At 49.5% G+C, this 21,593-nt stretch carries 16 protein-coding genes and 1 riboswitch; of the genes, 11 read left to right on the forward strand and 5 right to left on the reverse strand.

Features of this window, described 5'->3' with window-relative positions; all coding sequences use genetic code 11:
• Nucleotides 1–171 precede the first annotated feature (171 nt).
• The gene (locus tag TH61_RS16675) at nt 172–1,500 is read left to right on the forward strand and encodes an aspartate kinase (protein WP_066511814.1); all 1,329 of its coding nucleotides are present in this window, start codon (nt 172–174) and stop codon (nt 1,498–1,500) included.
• A complete protein-coding gene (gene lysA / locus TH61_RS16680) occupies nt 1,500–2,645 on the forward strand; it encodes a diaminopimelate decarboxylase (protein WP_066511815.1) in 1,146 nt (381 codons plus the stop codon). The genes TH61_RS16675 and lysA overlap by 1 nt, the downstream gene beginning before the upstream one ends.
• A 130-nt stretch (nt 2,646–2,775) precedes the next feature.
• On the opposite strand, the gene TH61_RS16685 is transcribed toward lysA, so the two are convergent.
• The 3 genes from TH61_RS16685 to TH61_RS16695 are packed head-to-tail and all read right to left on the reverse strand — an operon-like array spanning nt 2,776 to nt 6,402.
• Complete coding sequence (locus tag TH61_RS16685) at nt 2,776–4,029, reverse strand: homoserine dehydrogenase (RefSeq protein ID WP_066511818.1); 1,254 nt, start codon at nt 4,027–4,029, stop codon at nt 2,776–2,778.
• Complete coding sequence (metX, locus tag TH61_RS16690; protein ID WP_066511821.1) at nt 4,008–5,063, reverse strand: homoserine O-acetyltransferase; 1,056 nt, start codon at nt 5,061–5,063, stop codon at nt 4,008–4,010. The genes TH61_RS16685 and metX overlap by 22 nt, the downstream gene beginning before the upstream one ends.
• Before the next feature lie 7 nt (nt 5,064–5,070).
• Nucleotides 5,071–6,402, reverse strand: a complete 1,332-nt coding sequence (locus tag TH61_RS16695; protein WP_066511825.1) for an O-acetylhomoserine aminocarboxypropyltransferase/cysteine synthase family protein — start codon at nt 6,400–6,402, stop codon at nt 5,071–5,073.
• Nucleotides 6,403–6,678: 276 nt separating this feature from the next.
• A riboswitch (SAM riboswitch) is annotated at nt 6,679–6,789 on the reverse strand.
• Between the two features lie 210 nt (nt 6,790–6,999).
• Between TH61_RS16695 and TH61_RS16700 the strand changes: the two genes are divergently transcribed.
• The 6 genes from TH61_RS16700 (at nt 7,000) to trpS (ending at nt 12,556) form a co-directional block, all read left to right on the forward strand.
• Nucleotides 7,000–7,935: a phosphoribosylaminoimidazolesuccinocarboxamide synthase gene (locus TH61_RS16700; protein ID WP_066511829.1), complete on the forward strand. Its 936-nt coding sequence runs from the start codon at nt 7,000–7,002 to the stop codon at nt 7,933–7,935.
• 68 nt (nt 7,936–8,003) lie between these two features.
• A complete protein-coding gene (locus TH61_RS16705) occupies nt 8,004–8,381 on the forward strand; it encodes an STAS domain-containing protein (protein WP_066511830.1) in 378 nt (125 codons plus the stop codon).
• A gap of 17 nt (nt 8,382–8,398) precedes the next feature.
• Nucleotides 8,399–9,316, forward strand: coding sequence for a ribonuclease Z (locus tag TH61_RS16710; protein WP_066511831.1), 918 nt, complete (start codon nt 8,399–8,401; stop codon nt 9,314–9,316).
• A gap of 614 nt (nt 9,317–9,930) precedes the next feature.
• The gene (locus TH61_RS16715) at nt 9,931–10,725 is read left to right on the forward strand and encodes a queuosine precursor transporter (RefSeq protein WP_066511834.1); all 795 of its coding nucleotides are present in this window, start codon (nt 9,931–9,933) and stop codon (nt 10,723–10,725) included.
• A gap of 100 nt (nt 10,726–10,825) precedes the next feature.
• Nucleotides 10,826–11,482, forward strand: coding sequence for an alpha/beta fold hydrolase (locus TH61_RS16720; RefSeq protein WP_066511840.1), 657 nt, complete (start codon nt 10,826–10,828; stop codon nt 11,480–11,482).
• Between the two features lie 99 nt (nt 11,483–11,581).
• Nucleotides 11,582–12,556, forward strand: a complete 975-nt coding sequence (gene trpS / locus TH61_RS16725; RefSeq protein WP_066511841.1) for a tryptophan--tRNA ligase — start codon at nt 11,582–11,584, stop codon at nt 12,554–12,556.
• 247 nt (nt 12,557–12,803) lie between these two features.
• Here trpS and TH61_RS16730 read toward each other — a convergent pair whose 3' ends face one another.
• Nucleotides 12,804–13,205 (reverse strand): hypothetical protein, encoded by a 402-nt coding sequence (locus tag TH61_RS16730; protein WP_066512991.1) that lies wholly within the window; start codon nt 13,203–13,205, stop codon nt 12,804–12,806.
• 169 nt (nt 13,206–13,374) lie between these two features.
• On the opposite strand from TH61_RS16730, the gene hppD reads away from it, so the two are divergent.
• Entirely contained in the window at nt 13,375–14,469 is a 1,095-nt protein-coding gene (hppD, locus tag TH61_RS16735; protein ID WP_066512993.1) for a 4-hydroxyphenylpyruvate dioxygenase, read from the forward strand.
• A 159-nt stretch (nt 14,470–14,628) separates the two neighbouring features.
• Nucleotides 14,629–16,377: a phospho-sugar mutase gene (locus tag TH61_RS16740; protein ID WP_066511843.1), complete on the forward strand. Its 1,749-nt coding sequence runs from the start codon at nt 14,629–14,631 to the stop codon at nt 16,375–16,377.
• A gap of 468 nt (nt 16,378–16,845) precedes the next feature.
• Here the strand turns inward: TH61_RS16740 and TH61_RS18265 are convergent, their stop codons facing one another.
• Nucleotides 16,846–17,028, reverse strand: a complete 183-nt coding sequence (locus TH61_RS18265; protein ID WP_066511846.1) for a hypothetical protein — start codon at nt 17,026–17,028, stop codon at nt 16,846–16,848.
• Between the two features lie 52 nt (nt 17,029–17,080).
• On the opposite strand from TH61_RS18265, the gene TH61_RS16750 reads away from it, so the two are divergent.
• Nucleotides 17,081–21,553 (forward strand): FG-GAP-like repeat-containing protein, encoded by a 4,473-nt coding sequence (locus TH61_RS16750; protein WP_197464061.1) that lies wholly within the window; start codon nt 17,081–17,083, stop codon nt 21,551–21,553.
• Nucleotides 21,554–21,593 lie beyond the last annotated feature (40 nt).

Raw genomic sequence — 21,593 nt, forward strand, 5'->3', positions numbered from 1 at the left:
GTTAGAAGTAAACAATGCCTAATAGCAAATGCAATGTCGATTTTAGCCTTAATTCCAGAAAACAGCCCAAAAACGCCCTGCATAAAAAGAGGAATAAATCTTGTCTAATCCACTCTGGCTTACCGGTATCTAGACTTTGTTTAGTAAATTCGCAGGTTTTATTTACGTTTTATGAAAATCATGAAATTTGGGGGCACGTCTGTGGGTTCAGCAGAACGCATGGGTGCCGTCTCACAACTCCTCCCCACACAGGAGCCGGTGATGGTCGTCTTGTCAGCGATGTCTGGCACTACCAACAGCCTGGTTCAGATTGGGCAGCAGCTGGCGCAACAAGACGTGGCGCAGGCTGAACGTTTCACAAGTCAACTGGAAAATCGCTATAAACAGGTGATTTCTGAGTTATATAAACAGGACGCTTCTAAACACAAGGCCAAACAGGTCATAGACACCACGTTCCAGGACATCAGAAGTACGTTCACTTCTTCGTTCTCTCCTGCCTCTGAGAAAATCATTCTGGCGCAGGGCGAATTGCTGTCTACCCAACTTTTCCAGATTTACATGGAAGAGCAGGGCAAGCAGTCTGTTTTGTTGCCAGCCTTGGAGTTTATGCGCATCACCCAGGATGAAGAGCCAGACCAGGCCTACATCCGGGAGCACCTGCAACAGCAGTTGGCCCAATACCCAGACAACCAACTGTTCATCACCCAAGGCTACATCTGCCGCAATGCCCAGGGCCAGATTGACAACCTGAAGCGCGGCGGCAGTGACTATTCAGCCTCCATTATTGGTGCGGCGGTGCGTGCCCAGGAAATCCAGATTTGGACCGACATTGACGGCATGCACAACAACGACCCGCGCATTGTCAAGAACACCTACCCTATTGCCGAGCTGTCTTTTGACGAGGCCGCGGAGTTAGCTTATTTTGGCGCGAAGATTCTGCACCCGTCCAGCATACTGCCGGCCCAGCAGTTCAACATTCCGGTAAGGCTGTTGAACACTATGCAGCCAGAAGCGCCGGGTACCTTGATTTCGTCTAAGAAAACAGGCAACACCATTAAAGCGGTGGCGGCCAAAGACGGCATCACGGCCATCAAAATCAAGTCCAGCCGTATGCTGTTGGCTTATGGTTTCCTGCGCAGCGTGTTTGAGGTATTTGAGCGTTTCAAGACGCCCATTGACATGATTACCACGTCTGAGGTGGCGGTGTCTCTGACCATTGACAATGATACTAACCTGTCCAGCATAATAGATGCATTGCAAGGCTTCGGGAATGTAGAAATTGACACAGACCTGAGCATCATTTGCGTGGTGGGAGATTTCATGGAAGACAAGCCTGGGGATGCCCTGCGCGTGATTCAGTCCTTGAAGGAGATTCCGTTGCGCATGATATCCTACGGCGGAAGCAAGAACAACATCAGCCTGCTGGTGAACACCAGTCAGAAGAACGATGCCTTGCTGGCTATCAACGAGGGCGTGTTTTTAGAAAGGAGTTTAAACTAATGTTGCAGAACCATCTTTCTGAGATAAGCCAGCACCCTACGCCTTTTTACTTGTATGACCTTGGCCTGTTGCGCCAAACCTTGGCCTCGGCGCAGTTTGAAGCCCAGAAATACGGGTACCAGGTGCACTACGCCCTCAAAGCCAATGCCAACGCGCCTATTCTGGCAGAAGTGCTTGCCCACGGTTTCGGGGCCGACTGCGTGAGCGGCAACGAAGTGCAACGTGCCTTGGATGCCGGCTTCACGCCGGAGCATGTGGTGTTTGCCGGAGTGGGCAAGTCTGACGTTGAAATCAACCTGGCGCTTGACAACAATATCTTTTGCTTTAACTGCGAGTCTAGCCAGGAGCTGGAAGTCATTAATGAATTGGCGGCCGCCAAAGGCAAAGTGGCCCAGGTGGCCCTGCGCATTAACCCGAACGTAGACGCCTATACGCACAAGAACATTACCACCGGTCTGGAAGAAAACAAGTTCGGGATAAACGCCTGGGAACTGGACGCCTTATTACCGCAGCTTGCCCAATGGACCAACTTGAAACTGATTGGCCTGCACTTCCACATCGGGTCGCAGATTACAGATTTGCGGGCCTTTGAGAACCTGTGCACGCGCGTGAATGAGATACAGCAGTGGTTTGAGGACAAGGGCTATACGTTTCCGCATTTGAATGTGGGCGGTGGCCTGGGCGTGGATTATAAGAACCCAGACACCAACACCATTGCAGACTTTGCCAATTACTTTGCCATCTTCCACAGGTTGCTGGAAAAGCGCGAAGGCCAGCAGGTGCATTTTGAATTGGGCCGTGCGCTGGTAGCCGCCAGCGGAACCTTGGTTTCTAAGGTGCTCTACATGAAGCACGGCCAAAAAACCAACTTTGTGATTCTAGACGCCGGCATGACAGAATTGATGCGCCCTGCCTTGTATCAGGCCTATCATCACATAGACAACCTGAGCAGCACGTTGCCCGCCCAGACCTATGACGTGGTAGGACCCATCTGCGAGTCTACAGACAGTTTCTCTAAAGCCATCCAGCTGCCAGAAACCAAACGCGGCGACTTAATGGCCATTAGAACCGCCGGTGCCTACGGCGAGGTGATGGCCAACCAATACAACCTGCGCAACCGTGTACAAGCGGTGTATGTAAATTAACTTCCGTTTTCGGGCTGTTTTCCAAGAAACAGCCCGAAAACGATTTTATTAAAATAGTTTTTAAACGAAGACGCCCAACTTAGATGTCGGGCGCTTTACGTGATTAAACGAACTATTAACAAGCATTATCTTACAAGGCCACTGCCAACTCTGGCGTGGCTTTTTTCTTTTCTTGAGCGGCAATGTAGTGCAAAGAGGTGGCCATCACAATTGAGCCTGTTTCCCTGAGTTTCTCCTGGTATTTGACCAGCGCACCCAGCGTCACGTTCCCTACCAGGATGATGGACTCTCCCTGCCGTTGAAGAAGTTTTATTTGAGTTAGGCCGAGTGCTCCCAACAAGGCGACATTCTCGGTGCGTACATACACCTCTAATTCAAAATCAGTATCTAACCCGGCTTCTTCCAACTGCTCATGCAGTTTCTTGTACTGATATTGATAGCTCTTCAAAAGACCCGTGATGTCTGACAATACCGCCGCACCTGTTGGGTGACCGCCTGCTCCTCTTCCTTTGAACAGCTGTGCGCCTGCGTAGGCCCCTTCCACCACAATGCCGTTGAATTCCTGCTCCACCGTGTACAGGTCGTCTATGGGGTTGACCAGGGTGGGCAACACCAAGGGCACCAGATTGCCTTCCTCGGTGTTATGAAGGGAAGCCACCAATTTAATGACCGCCCCTCGGCGTTTGGCAAACTCCCAGTCTGCTTTGGCCAAGGCATTGATGCCGATAAACGGCACTTCTTCCGGCGCGAGGACTCTACCGAAGGCATGGGCCGCCAAAATGCAGAGTTTGTGCCGGGAGTCAGCTCCGCTCACGTCTAACCAAGGGTCTAATTCAGCAAAGCCTTTGTCCTTGGCCTCCTGCAAGGCCTCTGAATAGGGTTTCTGCTCCTTGAAAATTTGACTGAGGATGTAATTAGAAGACCCGTTCAAGATTCCGGAGATTCTGCTCACCGGCTCCTGACCAAAGTATTCTTCCACGGTTCTCACAATGGGAATGCCCCCGGCCACTGCCGCCTCATACAATAGCACGCCGCCATATTCGGCCTGCAACTGCAACAGCTTCTCCAGGTGATGGGCCACCATTTTCTTGTTGGCGGTCACCACCCGCTTGCCTTGGCGAAGCGCCGAGGTGACAATGTCATAGGCGTCATGGGCGTCACTGATGGCTTCCACCAGAATGTCCAAGCTGTCGTCATTGAGAAGCTCCTGGGCATCAAAGGTGAAACAGTCGGCAGGCAATGAGCGCTCTTTCAAAGGGTCCTTCACACAGATGTTCACTATTTGCGCCGGAAAACCGGGCTGCCGTTGCAGAATATCGTAGAGCCCCTGCCCTACGCACCCAAACCCAAACAAGCCTATCTTTAAAATACGGTTGGTATCCATGTCTTTCTCTGCGGTTTTTGCTCCAGAAAGGAGGTGATAATTTGTTCTAGCTGATCGGTTTCCAGCAGAAATCCGTCGTGGCCTAGTTCAGACTGTATGGTTTGAAAAGTAGCATTTGGGATGTAGCGGGCCACAAACTTCTGCTCCTTCAAGGGAAACAAGGCATCTGAATCTACGCCCACCACTAAGGTCTGCGCCTGCACTTGGTTCAAGGCTTCTTCCACGCTGCCTCTTCCCCGGCCTACATTATGCGAGTCTAGCATTTTAGTAAGGTGCCAATACGTTAAGGCGTTGAACCGCTGGGCAAGCTTATCTCCATGGTAGCGCTGGTAAGAAGCGGCTCTGTACTTTTCCAAAGACTTTGAGCTTTGCTCGCGCTGTCCCAGATGATACGCCTGATAGCTTCTATATGACAGCATGGCCATGGCCCGCGCCGTCTGCAAACCCTGCGCGCCGGCGCCGTCTGTGTTCAACTGCCAGGTCACGTCCAGCTCTATGGCCATCCGCTGGGTCTCGTTCAGGGCAATGGCGTACGGTGACTGTACCGCGTTGGAAGCCACTAACACCAAGCGCTGAATTACCTCCGGGTATGCAATCGCCCATTCCAAGGCCTGCTGTCCGCCCAAAGAACCGCCTATCAGCACTTGGATGGTGTCCAATTCCAGGTGCTCGCGCAGTAGATGGAAGGCTTTCACCACATCCCGGTTGGTGAGCGCTGGGAACTGGTGATAATAAGGCCGACCTGTTTCTGGGTTCACGGACAAGGGTCCCGTAGAACCGTAGCAACCGCCCAAGGTGTTGGCGCAGACAATGAAATGTTTGGCTGGGTCAAAGGTTTTGCCTTCGCCGAAGAGGCCGCCCCACCAATCTTTTACAAATGTGTTGCCACTGAAGGCATGGCATACCCAGATGACGTTGTCACGGGACTCATTGAGCGTGCCCCAGGTCGTATAGAAAAGTTGGAAGCCGGGCAGATGCCGCCCAGACTCCAACTCAAAGGGTTCCTTGTATTCAAAAACTCTTCCTTTCAACATGGTTCTCTTAATTAAGCGCCTCGGCGACCGGACGAGCCAATTTCACCTTGGCAAACGCCTGTTCAAAATCTGCTTGAATGTCATCAATGTGCTCAATGCCCACTGACACGCGCAAGAGCGTTGGGTTCACTCCCGCAGATAGTTGCTCCTCTTCTGAGAGCTGTTGATGGGTGGTAGAGGCGGGATGGATGATGAGCGTCTTGGCATCGCCTACGTTGGCCAGATGGCTCACCAGTTCCAGGTTGTTCACGAAGATTTCAGCCTCTTCCTTGCCGCCCTTCAAATTGAAGCTCAAGACCCCGCCAAAGCCGCGTTTGAGGTAGCGTTTGGCCAAGTGGTGGTAAGGGCTGGAAGACAGGCCCGGATAGTTCACGCTTTCCACGGCCGGGTGTTCTTCCAGCCACTGGGCCAGGGCCAGGGCGTTCTGCACCGTCCGGTCCACGCGCAGGGAGAGCGTCTCCAGGCCTTGCAGTAATTGGAAGGAGTTAAACGGGCTGATGGCTGGACCGAAATCTCGCAAACCTTCTACTCTGGCCCTGATGGCGAAGGCAATGTTCCCAAACGGGCCGTCGGCACCGAACACCTCCCAGAAGTTGAGTCCGTGGTAACCTTCTGACGGCTCACTGAACTGCGGAAACTTGCCGTTACCCCAGTTGAAGTTTCCACCGTCTACAATCACGCCGCCCACGCTGGTGCCGTGCCCGCCAATCCATTTGGTAGCCGAAGCCACGACCACGTTGGCGCCGTGCTCCAGCGGCCTAAACAGGTAACCGCCCGCGCCGAAGGTGTTGTCAACTACTAATGGAAGCTTGTGCCCTAGAGCCACCGCAGCAATAGCCTCAAAGTCTGGAACGTTAAAGCGCGGGTTACCAATGGTCTCCAGGTAGAAGGCCTTGGTATTTTCATCCACCAGTTTGGCAAAAGAGGCTGGCTCGTCATTTTTAGTAAAGCGCACCTCTATGCCCAGGCGTTTGAAAGCCACCTTGAATTGGTTGTAAGAACCGCCGTACAGGTTGCTGGAGGCAATAAAGTTGTCGCCGGCCTGCAGGATGTTGGTTAATGCAATGAACTGGGCCGCCTGACCAGACCCGACTGCTACAGCAGCCACGCCCCCTTCCAGTGCAGCAATGCGTTTCTCAAACACATCGGTGGTGGGGTTCATGATGCGGGTGTAGATATTGCCAAACTCCTTTAAGGCGAACAAATTAGCGCCGTGGGCCGCGTTCTCAAACACGTAAGAGGTAGTCTGATAGATAGGAACCGCTCTGGAGCGGGTGGTAGCGTCTATTTCTTGGCCAGCGTGTAGCTGAAGGGTATCAAAATGGTAGGATAAGGACATGGGAATTCCAGGTTACAATTTAAAATTGAACAAAAACAAGACAGGAGGCTAAATATGGACGCGCAGAACCAGTTGGCTACGCGCGGTTAGCCCTGAAAACAAGAAGGAGAAAAAGCTGGATTAGCGGCAACAACAGCAACAATAACCCAGCACGGGCATTCGCTGCTGATTAGGCAAGAAAGTGAGGATTGCAGACACAAGGGTCTGGGTGGACACTTGAAAGTGCTCTGCTGTGATTTGACGAATGGTTTGGAATTGCTTTTCCATCATTGTATCAATTTATATTCCCCAGCGCACTATGCGGTTGGGTTCAGGAATTAGCACCTTACACCAAGGTAGGTTGCTAGAGCTTCACAGAGCCTGTCTCTCCACTCTTCTTTATAAATCAACTACCGGAATAATTGACTTGATGACGCAAATGTATAGACGAATTGGACAAAAACAAAAATTCGTCTATTTTTTTCTTTTTTTCTCTACGCAGGTTTGTGCACTTTCGTTTTCGGCTTCTTTTCTGGAAAACAGGCCAAAAACGGAAACCGCTTTTTCTGCTTGCCCCCTTCGCATCCTTTTCTAACTTTGCCTCCTTAAGCCCACGCCATGCAAGCGCTCAAAGAAACCAATTTCCATTTTCCGCAGCAGACCGGCTTCTACCGGGGCAAGGTGCGGGACGTCTATTACTTTCAAGACAAGCTGGCCCTGGTGGCCACCGACCGCATCTCTGCCTTTGACGTGGTTCTGCCCAGAGCCATTCCTTATAAAGGACAGGTCTTAAATCAGATTGCCGCCAAATTCCTGGAAGCTACCAAAGACGTAGTGCCCAACTGGGTCATCAGTCATCCGGCACCCAACGTGACCATTGGCAAGCAATGTGAGACTTATAAAGTGGAGATGGTAATACGCGGGTATCTGGCCGGCCATGCCTGGCGCGAGTACAGCGCCGGCAAGCGTACGGTGTGCGGCGTTTCTATGCCCGAAGGCTTGAAAGAGAACGACAGACTGCCTGCGCCCATCATCACCCCCACTACCAAAGCTGCCGAAGGCCACGACGAGGACATCTCTAGAGAGGAAATCATCCGCCAAGGCATAGTCTCTGAAGAAGAGTACCAACAATTGGAAGTTTACACCAGGGCGCTATTTCAAAAAGGCACCGAGTTGGCGGCTGAGCGAGGCTTGATTTTGGTGGACACTAAATATGAGTTCGGGAAGGCAGACGGGGTCATCTATGTGATAGATGAAATACACACCCCAGATTCTTCAAGGTTCTTTTACTCAGAGGGTTACCAAGAGAGACAAGATGCCAACCAGCCGCAACGGCAACTTTCTAAAGAATTTGTACGTCAATGGCTGATAGAACAAGGTTTCCAAGGGAAGGACGGCCAGCAGGTGCCCGAGATGACCGATGAGAAGGTGTCCGAAATATCCCAGCGTTACATTGAATTATACGAGCAAGTCCTAGGCGAAACGTTCTCCCCCCAGCCCTACGCCCAGGACCTGGAAGCTTTGCAGAAGAGCATTGCCGCCAACATTTTTTAACCTAGTTTGTTACAGATATTCCACCAATTTTTGGTAGATTCGCACTCTAAACCTTTTTGCTGTTACTTATGAAGTACACAATTGATAAAAAAGAGAATTATACCGTCATCACGATAGATGAAAAGAAGCTTGACACCACGATCGCGCCAGATCTGAAGTCAGAGTTTGTGAAATTGAACGCAGAAGGTATAACTAATTTGATCCTAGATCTTACCAACGTAAAATATACAGATTCATCAGGGCTTTCTTCTATCCTGATTGCTAACCGTCTTTGCAACTCTTCTGGAGGAGTATTGATCTTGACTGGCTTGCAGGAGCACGTAATGAAGTTGATCACTATCTCTAAGTTAGAGTCTGTGTTGAACATCTTGCCTACGGTAGAAGAAGGTATTGACCGTGTGTTCTTACACGAGATTGAGAGCGATCTTACCAAGAAAGAAGAATAGTCTAAAAGGGCGTCGGTTTGGACTTTGAGTTAAAAATCCTTGGCAGTTCTTCTGCTACGCCCTCTTTTGACCGACATCATACCGCCCAACTTTTGGCAATTGGCAATCAATTAAACCTGATTGATTGCGGAGAAGGTACACAAATGCAGCTGATGCGTTACAAAGTAAAGCATCAGCGCATTTGTAACATCTTCATTAGTCACCTCCACGGTGACCATTATTTTGGCTTACCCGGTTTGCTGTCTACCATGCATTTGCAGCAGCGCACCGCCTCCCTCAACCTCTTTGGACCTAAAGGCTTAGCTGAGATTCTATCTCTCCAGTTTAAGTACGCCGGCACCCAGCTTCCTTACAAGATCAACTTCCATGAAGTAGACACCACCGTCTCCCGGAAGATTTTTGAGGACAAAACCATCACGGTGCACACCTTGCCCATGCAACACCGCATCAACTGCTGTGGCTACCTGTTCAAGGAAAAGCAAAAGCCCCGCCACCTGCTTAAAAGCAAACTTCCCGCCTTCTTGACGCCGCCTCAGCTGGTGCGCTTGAAATGGGGTGAGGATGTTTTGGATGAAGCCGGTAAGATATTGGTGCGGAACGCAGATGTAACCACCAATCCCAAGCATAGCCGCAGTTACGCCTACTGCTCAGACACCAAGTACAAAGAAGATATTCTGCCCCTGATTAAAGGAGTGGATCTGCTCTACCATGAGTCTACGTTCCTGAGTGACATGACCCAGCGCGCGGACTACACCTTTCATAGTACGGCTCAGCAGGCGGCTACACTGGCGTTGAAGGCTCAGGTAAAGCGTCTGCTCATCGGCCATTTCTCGGCCCGCTACAAGGACTTAACCCCGCTTCTAGCAGAGGCGCAGGCCGTATTTCCGAATACGAATCTGGCAGTTGAAGGAAAGACTATTAATGTCTTGGAGTAGTCACCTATATCTTTGGTTGTTATAATCAAAAACAGAAACTGCCTTATCGCCCATAAATTTGCTTGCCGTTGCTGATGTTATCAACAACGACCATGACTGCCTTTCTGCAAGCAAGATTTTGTGCCTTCCCATTGGCTGTTCCTAAGAAAGTCTTCTATTCCGGTGCCCTTATGCTCCTTCGTTGCATTGTCTCCGCCAAGCGCTCGCGGCCGCGGGGCCCCGTCTTCCCGCCTCGCGCTGTACCAGCTTGCCTCTTTTGCATAGTACCACCTCCGGTTCTTTACACTTCCTTGAATTGTCGGGACCGCCGGCTAGTCAGACACAGCAATCTGCTTAGGCGGCTCGTCGGGAAGACTGGTTTTGGTGCTAGTAGTAAGGACTTCTACTACTCGCAGATTCTCCCCTTGAGGGGAGCGTAGAGGGGTGTTGACATTAGTAGAATTAGAACATTGAGACAATTGACAATCAGGCATGAACCATATTTCGCTTTTGGCCTCATTTCCTGAAAACTGTCCAAAACGAGACATCACCAACCAATTACAAGTCTGGCAGTTAATTAACTAACAATATCGCATAAGCACTATCTTTGCGACACTATTTAACAAACAAAGCCCATGTCCATTGCCACCGCTGCCCAGTCCATGGGCTATAGAAAAAGACAGCTCTTCATGGTGTTGAGCGGCATCTTTTTGACCAATGCCTTGCTGGCAGAACTGATTGGCGTCAAGATTTTCTCAGGCGAGGCGCTTTTTGGTCTACCCGGTGCGCAGATTCCGGTGTTGGGGGCCGCCCTTGATTTCAATTTGACCGCGGGGGTCATCATCTGGCCCATTGTGTTTGTGACCACAGACATCATCAATGAGTACTTCGGGCGGGACGGCGTGAAGAAGATTAGCGTGCTTACCGCCATTCTCATTGCCTACGGCTTTCTGGTGATTGTGGCGGCCACAGGCTTGCCTCCGGCGCAGTTCTGGCTGGATGTGAACAACCAAGGCCCCAACGGAAGCGCCTTTGACATGGACTTCGCCTTTAACCGCGTGTTCAGACAGGGATTGGGCATCATCATCGGTTCTTTGGTAGCGTTTTTGGTGGGGCAGTTGCTGGACGCCTACGTGTTCCATAAACTCAAGCATTTGACCGGCAGCAAGAAGCTTTGGCTGCGCGCCACAGGCTCCACGCTCATCTCCCAGTTGGTAGACACGGTGGTGGTGCTGTTTATTGCATTCTATGTCTTCGGGAACTGGGATTTGAAGACGGTGCTCTCAGTATCGGTCATTAATTACCTATACAAATTCACGGTGGCCATCATTTTAACCCCGTTGTTGTATCTGGTGCATCCCATCATTGACCGCTACCTGGCCGGCGACCACCACGACGTTCCCATGGACACGTTCATCTCCAACGACTGAGTTCGTTTTTAGCCTATATTCTGGATAACAGGCCAAAAACGGTATTCAAACCGCAGTCCTTCGGGCAAAACCTACTTCACGCTAATTCAGTTTACAGACCATGAGTCAGCAGGCACCGGTGTATTTATTGAGTGGGTTGGGCGCCGATGAGCGCTTGTTTCATAACTTGAAACTGAAGCACCCCTCCCCGAAGGTGATAAAATGGATTAAGCCAGAACCTGCCGAGTCCTTAAGCCATTACGCGCAGCGCCTCCTGCCCCAGATGGAGCCGTCTGACCAACCGCCTATCTTGGTTGGGCTGAGTTTTGGCGGCATGGTGGCCCAGGAGATAGCCAAACTCATTCCGGTCAAGCGGGTCATTTTGCTTTCCAGCCTGGCAGATACCAATGCCTTGCCGTGGCACTTCAGGTTAGGCGGTTTTTTGAAATTACAGGAGTGGCTTCCATTTAACCTGGCCAAGAAATGGCCGGTGCCAGGGTATTGGCTGTTTGGGGTGGATGACCCAGAGGAACGGAAGCTGTTCAACTCCATAGTCCAGGATACCGATATCCACTTCCTGCGCTGGTCCCTCACCCAGATTCTGAAATGGAAGCACCAGGCCAAAGGCTTTGAGATGGTGGTCATCCACGGAGACGCTGACAAAGTGTTGCCCGTGCCCCAGCACCCCAACGTCCACGTGCTCAAAGGCGGCGAGCATCTGGTGGTCTTAAACCGGGCCGAAGAGGTGAGTGCTTTGATAAACCAATACCTGGACTAGTCTGTTTTTGGCCTGTTTTCTAGAAATCAGGTTAAAAACGGAATCCCTTTCTCGTTTGCCCGTCAATCGCTTACTTTGCAGGGTAATTACCTATACTCCATGGCACGTATTCTTACCGGTATCCAGAGCAGTGGCCGCCCGCATTTGGGCAACCTGCTGGGCGCCATCCTTCCCGCTATTGAGCTTTCCAAGAAAGCCGGCAATGACTCGTTGTATTTCATCGCAGACTTGCATTCGCTCACCTCCATTAGAGACGCCGAGGAGCGCCGCATGAATACGTACGCAGTGGCGGCGGCTTGGCTGGCCTTCGGGTTTGACACAGACAACAACATCTTCTATAGACAGAGTGACGTTCCAGAGGTGACCGAGTTGACATGGTACCTGAGCTGCTTCGCGCCGTTTCCCATGCTGGCCAACGCGCACTCGTTCAAGGATAAATCCGCACGCCGCGGGTTGGCAGACGTGAACGCAGGTTTGTTCACCTACCCTATCCTCATGGCCGCCGACATTCTGTTGTATGATGCCAACTTCGTGCCCGTGGGCAAAGACCAGGTGCAGCACCTGGAAATCACCCGCGACGTGGCCTCTTCCTTCAACCACCTCTACGGCGAGACCTTTGTCATTCCGGAGGTGAAAGTGGACGAGAGCGTGATGACCGTGCCCGGCATTAACGGTGAGAAGATGAGCAAGTCCTACGGCAATACCATTGACATCTTCCTGCCAGACAAAGAATTGTTGAAACGCGTGAAGAGCATAGTCTCTGACAGCAAGAGCCTGGAAGAACCAAAAGACCCAGCCACAGACACGACCTTCAAGCTGTACGCCTTGTTGGCCTCTGAGGAGGAATTGGAGACCATGCGCCAGAACTACCTGAACGGCGGTTTCGGGTACGGCCACGCCAAGCAGGCGCTGTATGATTTGATTATCACCAAATACGCTGAGCCAAGAGAACGCTTCCAGTACTACATGAACAACCTGCCAGAGATAGACGCCAAACTAGCCGAAGGCGCCGCCAAAGCCCGCGCCATTGGCGCTCCCGTGTTGAAGCGTGTGCGGGAAAAGTTGGGGTTTTAGGAAAGACGCTGGTGGTTGGATATTAGATTTTAGACTTTTGATAAACAGAGAAGCCGAGGCAAGATGTCTCGGCTTCTCTGTTTAAAGAGATTTTAGCCAACACAATTTATGCTACCTAATTAAAATCGTTTTCGGCCTATTTTCACCAAAACAGGCCGAAAACGAAAACGGCTCCTGCGCAGAATAAATCCGCACAAAAGCCGCTTCCAATTAAAATCTAAAATTTAATTTCTAGCGTCCTTACAGACTACTCAGACTTCCAGACTTCTTGGCGTACGTTTTTGCCTACGCTTAAGAAGATGCGCATAGGGTTGGGTACCAATAGCAAACGGGCCTCTTTGTTAGGATAAGCGTCTGCCTCTACCCATACGCCTTCTTTGCCGGTAATCTCCACCTGGCCATCACCATTCATGCTATCTGGCAGGTAAGCGGTGGGCAGTAGGACGTCCGTGTCTGGGCAAACCTGGGCGTGCACATCACCTAGTACGTCCTCCAGGAACTCCCCGAAGTTGTCGTTGAACTCGTCTTCCAGGTCGTGCAGTTCTTCTTCTACGTCATCGTAGCGCTCATCATTATAGGAAAGCTTGCTGAGTTCTTGCTTCTTTTGGATAAGCGTTACCAGCGAGTTGTTCAGTTCTTCATTATTCATGCCGTCTGTCGGTTTTTTTACAAATTTTATAACATCTACGGCTAATTCCAAGCGTTGCTCTAAATCTCCCGTACCAATACTAGTTTTCTTTCCTGCCAATTTCTCCTATTTTTACCTAGAAAACACGGTTTTCTGACAATTTCATCTAATTAAAGAACATAAAATGACCATGGCCACAGATTTCCTTCCTCTCAACGGCACAGATTATATTGAGTTCTATGTAGGTAACGCCAAGCAAGCCGCCTACTTTTATCAAAGCGCCTTCGGGTTTGAGCAGGTAGCCTACGCGGGTCCAGAAACAGGTTTACGTGACCGCGTGAGCTATGTCTTGCAACAAGGCAAGATACGTTTTGTATTAACAACGTCTTTGGTGCCAGAGTCCCCTATCTCTGAGCACGTGCGCTTGCATGGTGACGGCGTGAAAGTTATGGCCCTGTGGGTGGATGATGCTTATAAGTCTTATGAGGAAACCACTAAGCGCGGCGCCAAGTCGGCGGGTGAGCCACAGACTTTATCAGATGAGTTCGGCGAAGTGAAAATGGCTTCCATCTATACGTACGGCGAGACCATCCACACCTTTGTGGAGCGCAAGAACTACACCGGTGCTTTCATGCCGGGGTTCGTGGCCAAGAAAAGCTCAGTGCCCGTTTCTCCAATTGGCTTAAAGCACGTAGACCACTGCGTAGGCAACGTGGGCTGGGGCGAAATGAACACCTGGGTGAAGTTTTATGAGGAAGTAATGGGCTTCCAGTTGCTCTTGACCTTTGACGATGAGGACATCTCTACCGAGTATTCTGCTCTAATGTCTAAGGTAATGAGCAACGGCAACGGCTACGTGAAATTCCCGATCAACGAGCCCGCTGAAGGCAAGAAAAAGTCGCAGATTGAAGAGTACCTGGATTTCTATCATAGCCCGGGCGTGCAGCACATCGCCATTGCTACGGATGACATTGTGAGCACTGTAGGTGAATTGCGCAGACGCGGCATAGAATTCCTTTCTGTGCCAGCATCCTACTATACAGACCTAGCGGACCGGGTAGGCAAGATTGACGAAGACATGAAGCCATTGCAGGACCTCAACATTCTGGTGGACCGTGACAATGAAGGCTATCTTTTGCAAATCTTCACCAAGCCCGCCCAGGACAGACCTACCGTCTTTTTTGAAATCATACAGCGCAAGGGAGCCAAATCTTTCGGGAAAGGAAACTTCAAGGCCCTGTTTGAGTCTATTGAGCGCGAGCAAGCCCTGCGCGGAAATCTTTAATAATTTGGAGATGTGAAGATTTGGAGATGTGAAAATGTTTTAAACGTTGCCATCTCCACATTTTCACATCTCCAAATCTTCAAATTAAACACGGCTGTTTTTAGCTTGTTTTCGTAAAAACAGGCCAAAAACGCCTGCCCTATCCTTTACACTTTTACTATGGAGAATAATTTGTCATTAGACGCGGCCGTACAGGCCAAACTTGATACGTGGCTGCAAGGTGGCTATGACCAGGAAACCAAAGCACACCTGCAGCAATTAATGGCTAGCCAGGACACAGACACCCTCACCGATTGCTTTTACAAGGACCTTGAATTTGGGACGGGCGGTCTGCGCGGCATCATGGGCATAGGCAGCAACCGCATGAACCGCTACACTGTGGGCATGGCTACCCAGGGCTTAAGCAACTACTTGTTAAAATCATTTCCAGACCAGGAAGTCTCTGTGGCCATTGCGCATGACAGTCGCAACAACTCAGATGTGTTTGCCAACGTGGTGGCTGATGTCTTCTCGGGCAACGGTATCAAGGTGTACTTCTTCAAAGAGTTGCGCCCTACGCCAGAGCTGTCCTTCGCCATCCGGCACCTAGGTTGCCAAAGCGGGGTGGTTTTAACCGCCTCACACAACCCGAAAGAGTACAACGGCTACAAGGCCTACTGGAACGACGGCGGCCAGGTAACGGCCCCTCATGACAAAAACATCATAGCAGAGGTAAACAAGATCCAGGATTTGAGCCAGGTGAAATTTACCCGCGATGCTTCTAAGATTGAGTACATTCTGGAGGAAGTGGATGAAGCCTATCTGGACAAAGTCGCCCGCCTATCTGTGGATCCAGCCGTGATTGAGCGCCAGAAGGACTTGAAAATCGTCTACACGCCTATTCATGGCACGGGCATTACTTTGGTTCCGCGTGCCTTGGAGCGCTTCGGTTTCACCAACGTGCACGTAGTAGAGGAGCAGGCCACGCCCGACGGCAACTTCCCAACGGTGGTATATCCTAACCCCGAGGAGAAAGAGGCCATGACCCTGGCCATGAACAAAGCCCGCGAACTGGACGCTGACTTGGTGTTGGCCACCGACCCTGACGCTGACCGCGTGGGTATTGCCGTGAAAAACCACAAAGGCGAATTCGTTTTAATCAACGGAAACCAGACCGCAGCCTTGTTGACCTACTATGTCTTGAGCGCTTGGAAGAAAGCAGGTAAACTGACGGGCAACGAGTATATTGTGAGCACCATTGTGACCACAGACCTCATCAACCGCATCGCCGAAGGCTTTGGCGTAGACTGTTATGAGACCTTGACCGGCTTTAAGTACATTGCCACCATCATGCGCGAGAAAGAGGGCCAGGCCCAATACATATGCGGCGGCGAGGAAAGCTACGGATTCTTGGTGGGTGATTTTGTACGCGACAAGGATGCTGTGTCTTCCTGCGCCATGATCGCGGAGATGGCGGCATCGGCTAAAGACCAAGGCAAGACTTTATTTGAGCTCATGATCCAGATGTACCAGGAGTTTGGCTTCTACAAAGAAGATCTTATCTCTATCACCAAAAAGGGCCACCGAGGAGCCTTGGAGATACAAGAGATGATGCAGGAACTGCGGGAGAACCCACCTAAGACCATTGCTGGATCAAAAGTGGTGGAGATAAGTGACTATAAAACTGGGTTCAGACGCAATTTATTGACAAGGGAAGAACATGCCACTGGCCTGGAAAGCTCAAATGTGCTACAATACCTCACCGAAGACGGGACCAAAGTATCTGCCCGCCCTTCAGGCACTGAACCTAAGATCAAGTTCTACTTTAGTGTCAAAGAGCCCTTGGCCTCTGCCAATGATTTTGACAAGGTGAGCCAGCAACTGGAGCAGAAGATAGACGCGGTGATTACTGACCTAAAATTGAGATAAGCTACCCTAAGTAGTATCATCTAAAATTCCCTCTGAGGTTCTACTTCAGAGGGAATTTTTGTTTTTAGCCTATTTTCTGGAAAACAGACCAAAAACGCTTTGCACTAAATAAGCCATTAACCTACTAATAGATTATATATAACTCACAAGGCACTATAAATTTTTATACAATTTTACCTGATTCCATTAATTGAACAAAATACATTTTTTGATACTATTAAATTAACATCATATCAATTTTTATATAATTATTTAAATCCTATGTCTACTTTCTAATACTTAACACTTGATTTATCCTATAGCCCTAAACCATCAGTATTTATGTTTAAATATATAGGTTTTACCTATATATCAAGGGTTTCTCTATTCAACGAGTAAATGAATTCATTCATCGAATAGAGTTTTCTATCCGCTTAAATTTGTGCTTCTTGATGCCATCAGAATTGAACAAGGCAATTCTTGAAAAAGTTAAATAAGCATGGCAAGAATTTTTACCAACCTTAGTTTATTATTATTTTTTACTATTTCTTTCGCTTTTTCTGCTTGGGCGCAGACAGGGCCAACCATCTCTGCGGTTGCGCCACTTTTAGGACAACCCAATACGGATGTAGTTCTAACCGGTACTAACTTTACTGGTGCTACCTCTGTCATGTTTTCTGGGATTTCAACCAGATTCACCGTTAACTCAGGTACGCAAATCACAGTGAAGGTACCTAGTGCCGCCTTTACAGGTCCAATAAGAGTGACTACGCCTTCCGGAACTGCCTTGAGCGCCCCTTTCACGGTGCAGCGTACCACAAATTCCTACACGTTTACCGCTAACAATACCTTTACATATAGCCAACAGGCTTATAATGGTAACCAGATCTACTCTACGCCTACTTTCACAGACATTGACAGAGATGGCCTCATAGATTTAATCATTGGTACCTATGACGGAAACATTGAGTTACACGAGCAAAATGCGGTTAACTCAGGTACTTTTGCCATTGTAAACAAATTATTCATCCCTTCTACAGGCGTAAGAAATACCTCTCCCACCATCACAGACCTTGACGGCGATGGGTTGTTTGATATCATTGTAGGGAATGGAGACGGATTTTTAAAACACTATAAACAGAATGCCTCAAACAGCCTAGCTTTTACTCTACAAGCTGGAGACTTTTTAAATACAAGTTTTGGCAAATACGCTGCCCCAACCGTCTCTGACTTGGACGGGGATGGTTTGTTGGATTTCCTGATTGGGATGCAAGACGGTAGCTTGCAGCACTTTGAGCAGGATGCCGCCAATGGCTTGACTTTTACCAGAAGGACGGCTGCCACCGGTACCTTTAGCAACATTGACATTAACCGTACGCACGGCAATGCCCAGCCCAAAGTCTTAGATCTTGATGGGGACGGCCTGCTGGACTTGGTGATTGGCGGGTATAATGGATTCACTTATTACTTTGAGCAAACTGCCGCCAATGCCTTGACTTTTGACGGAGGCGCAACGCTGATTGGAGACATAGGTGACTTGGTAACGCCCGCTTTCACAGACATCAACGGAGATGGGCTTTTAGACTTGGCCTTAGGCGAATGGAATAGCAACATGACCTTCTATTCACAGCAGGCATCTCCGAAAGCTGATGTAGGCGTGACCCTTTCCACCTCTGGCGGTCCCTATACCGTTGGGAAGACGCTCACGTTCACCGTAATGGTGACCAACTCTGGACCTAATGCTGCCTCAGGTATTACGGTTAAAGATTTATTAGACCCTGCCAAGTTTCAAAACATCACCTCAACTGATCCTACCTATGATGCTGCAAACCGAACCTGGAATGTTGGCTCATTGGTAGCCAATGCCTCTAAGACGTTAACCATCACAGCCCAACCATTGGCCACAGGCACTATTTCCATCTTGGCCAAACAGGCCCATGCCGAAGTAGATTTGAATACTACCAATGACAGCCAAACAGCTTCTATCACAGTTGTTCCTTCTGCGGACATTGAGGTGAAAAACGTTGCCTCAAAGGCAGTGTATTACAGCGGCGAAGTGGTGGAGTTCACCATCTCTGCTAAAAACTTGGGACCAAACGTGGCCAACAACGTGGTGGTGCAAAGCAAGCTACCTACCAATCTGTACATTTCGGGTACCGTGCCGTCTGGCTATGACTCCTTGTCTGGAAACTGGACAGTAGGAACGTTGGCGTTGAATGAGACCAAAACGCTAATATTAAAAGCGAGACAAGCTGCTTCTAACCTGGGTTCTTTTACCTCTACCGCTACCCTCCTTGACAGAGGAACCAATGAAGCCGACTTGAACACCAACAACAACACATCTTCTACCACCATCACCATAAGCCCAGCTGCAGACATTGCCATCACTAATGCAGTGTCTACAACTACTCCTACCCAGGGTGCCACTTTCACTTATACCATTAAGGCTACCAATAACGGCCCGAACAACGCCTCTAATGTTGTAATATCGGGTACTGTTCCGGCTGGTCTTACTTTCTCTGGAGCTACGCCAACTTCTGGTAGTGCCACCATTGGGGCTGGTACCATTTCATGGAATGCAGGCCTCATCTTGAAAAATACAACGCAGACCTTGGTGCTGACGGCAATTTCCAATACGGTGGGCGCCATCACTTATTCTATGTCTCAGACACATACAGAGTATGACAGCAATACTGGTAACAACAGCGCCTCACAAACCATCAACGTTGCCCCTACCGCAGACATTAAGGTTGAAAACCTAGTTACTTCAACTCCGGTGGTAGCAGGAAAATACAGCAATGATGAGGTGGTTACCTACCAGGTAAACGTGACCAACAATGGACCTAGCTCCGCCACCAATGTGAAGGTGAAAGACTTGCTGCCTTCAACGTTGAAAGATATAACCTTTACTGCTCCTAGTGGGTCTACCTACTCTGCTACTTCAGGTGAGTGGTTGATCACTTCACTAACAAGCGGATCTACAACCACCCTATTGCTGAACGCCAAAGTAAAGGAAAGCGCCGTTATCAATACCTCGGCTTCATTGGTGTCTTTAGACCAGTTTGACAATGTGACCAGCAACAACAGTGCCTCCAACACTATCCAGGCTGGCACCGGCACTATCACCGCTGATATTGCGGTAACTGCATCGGTTGGGGCAGGCACCTACTATACCCAAAGCCCCATTACCTTTACGGTAAGAGCCACCAACAACGGGCCAGACGCAGGCACCAACCTAAGCTTTAACGCACCGCTGCCAGCGGGCTTCACGTTTGTGAGTGCTTCTGGCAACTATAGCAATGGCATCTGGACTGTTGCCTCTCTCGCCTCTGGAGACTTCACAGAGTTAACCTTGGTAGGCAAACCAAATGTGAATACAAGCACCAGTTCCACGGCAGATATCAACTACACTTTCACGGCTGCCCGTACCGGCACGTTTGCACAAGCAGACAACGCCACTGAGAATAACACTTCTTCTGTCAATGTGACGGTGAAGAAGCAAGCTGATATAGTGACCAAAATGAAGGTTACCAGTGAAAGACCAGATGGTAAATTCTACCACAACCAGACCATTGCCACTTTCTACATGACAGTAGTGAACAACGGGCCAGACGTGGTAACCAACTTAGTAGGAAGAGACACCCGTACGGGTAACATCAACCCTGTGGGTTTGAGCTTATCACAAGGAACCTATTCGTATGCAGACGGCATCTGGACCATTGGCACTCTGCAACCAGGAGACTCTGTCACCCTTACGTTAAGGGGTATTCCTAACACCACTGGACGCATGAACTTGGGCGGTAGAATCACTGGCGTAGACCAGTATGACCCCACTGTTGAAAACAACTCTACCGTCACCCTCCTAAACGTTTTACCCGTTGCTGAAGTAGCGGTTACCAACACCTTAGAGACCGTTTCTCCTTACAATGGCGGTACTGCCACCTTCACGGTTAAAGTGTTGAACAATGGTCCTGATGCAGCCACTGCGGTAAAGGTGCAGGATGTTTTGCCAGCGGGTTTAACCTATGTAAGTTCAGAGACTTCTTCAGGTGCTTATGATGCAACCTCTGGCATTTGGACTTTAGGCACTGACCTTTTATCTGGAGCCTCGCATGCCCAAACCATGACGTTGACTGCTAAAATCAACGGTTCTGGTGCTTTCTCTACCACAGCTTCTATCCTGGAGCCAGCCACAGAGTATGACCAGATAGCCGCTAACAATTCAGCCACGGCAGGTGGAATGGCCAGTAAAGCGGCAGACGTGGTGGTGACCAGCGTTTTACCTTCTGGTCCTTACTATGCTACAGAGACGTTTACGCTGGTGATAGAAGCAACTAACTTAGGCCCAGACAATGCCACCTTGGTGAAGATTGCTCATGATTTGACCGGCTTAAAACAATGGTCTGCGACGCCTTCGGCGGGTGGAACTTATGACTTGGCTACCAGAACCTGGACCATTAATGATTTGACTTCTGGCGATTCCAACAAAGCGACCTTAACGCTGGTGGTTTCTCCGTTAGAAATTGGCTTCTTCTCAAATTCCGCTTACAAAACTGGTGGCAATGAGTTTGATAGCAACGGCGGCAATACGTCCAGCGGCAACAACAGTGCCCTAGCCTCAGGTCAAGCAGAAGCGAAACCATCCTTGCTGCCGGTTACGCTTACTATCTTCACCGGGAAAGCGCAGACGCAAGGAATATTGTTAAATTGGGCCACGGCATCAGAAAAGAACAGTGCCTATTTTGCAGTACAAAGAAGTACAGATGGCAAAATTTTTACTAGCATCGGCAAGGTAACTTCAGCGGGCAACAGCAGTCAACTGGTGAGCTACCAGTTCTTAGATACCACTGCTCCAACGGGTGTAGTGTATTACAGACTGCATCAGGTAGATTTTGACGGAGCCTTTGAGGATAGCAAAGTAATTGCCGTCCAACAGAAAGCCAAACAACCTGCCACCGTTAAAGTAAATGTATTCCCGAACCCATCTGCGGCCAACCCAACCTTAAACCTCAGCAGCCTTCCGGCAGAAACGTTTGTAGTGACTATCTACAACATGAACGGGCAGCTGGTGAAACAAGCAAAATTCATGGGGGGGGCGTCTCATGTTTTGGATGTTCAACAAATGGCAGTTGGCCAGTACATTATTCAGGTAACCAATAGTAGCATGTCACAGACGGTGAAGTTCATCAAACAATAAGGAGACTAAAATTTAGATTAACCTTATTCACAGTTTCAAA

The organism is Rufibacter sp. DG15C (assembly GCF_001577755.1).
Taxonomy (GTDB): Bacteria; Bacteroidota; Bacteroidia; order Cytophagales; family Hymenobacteraceae; genus Nibribacter.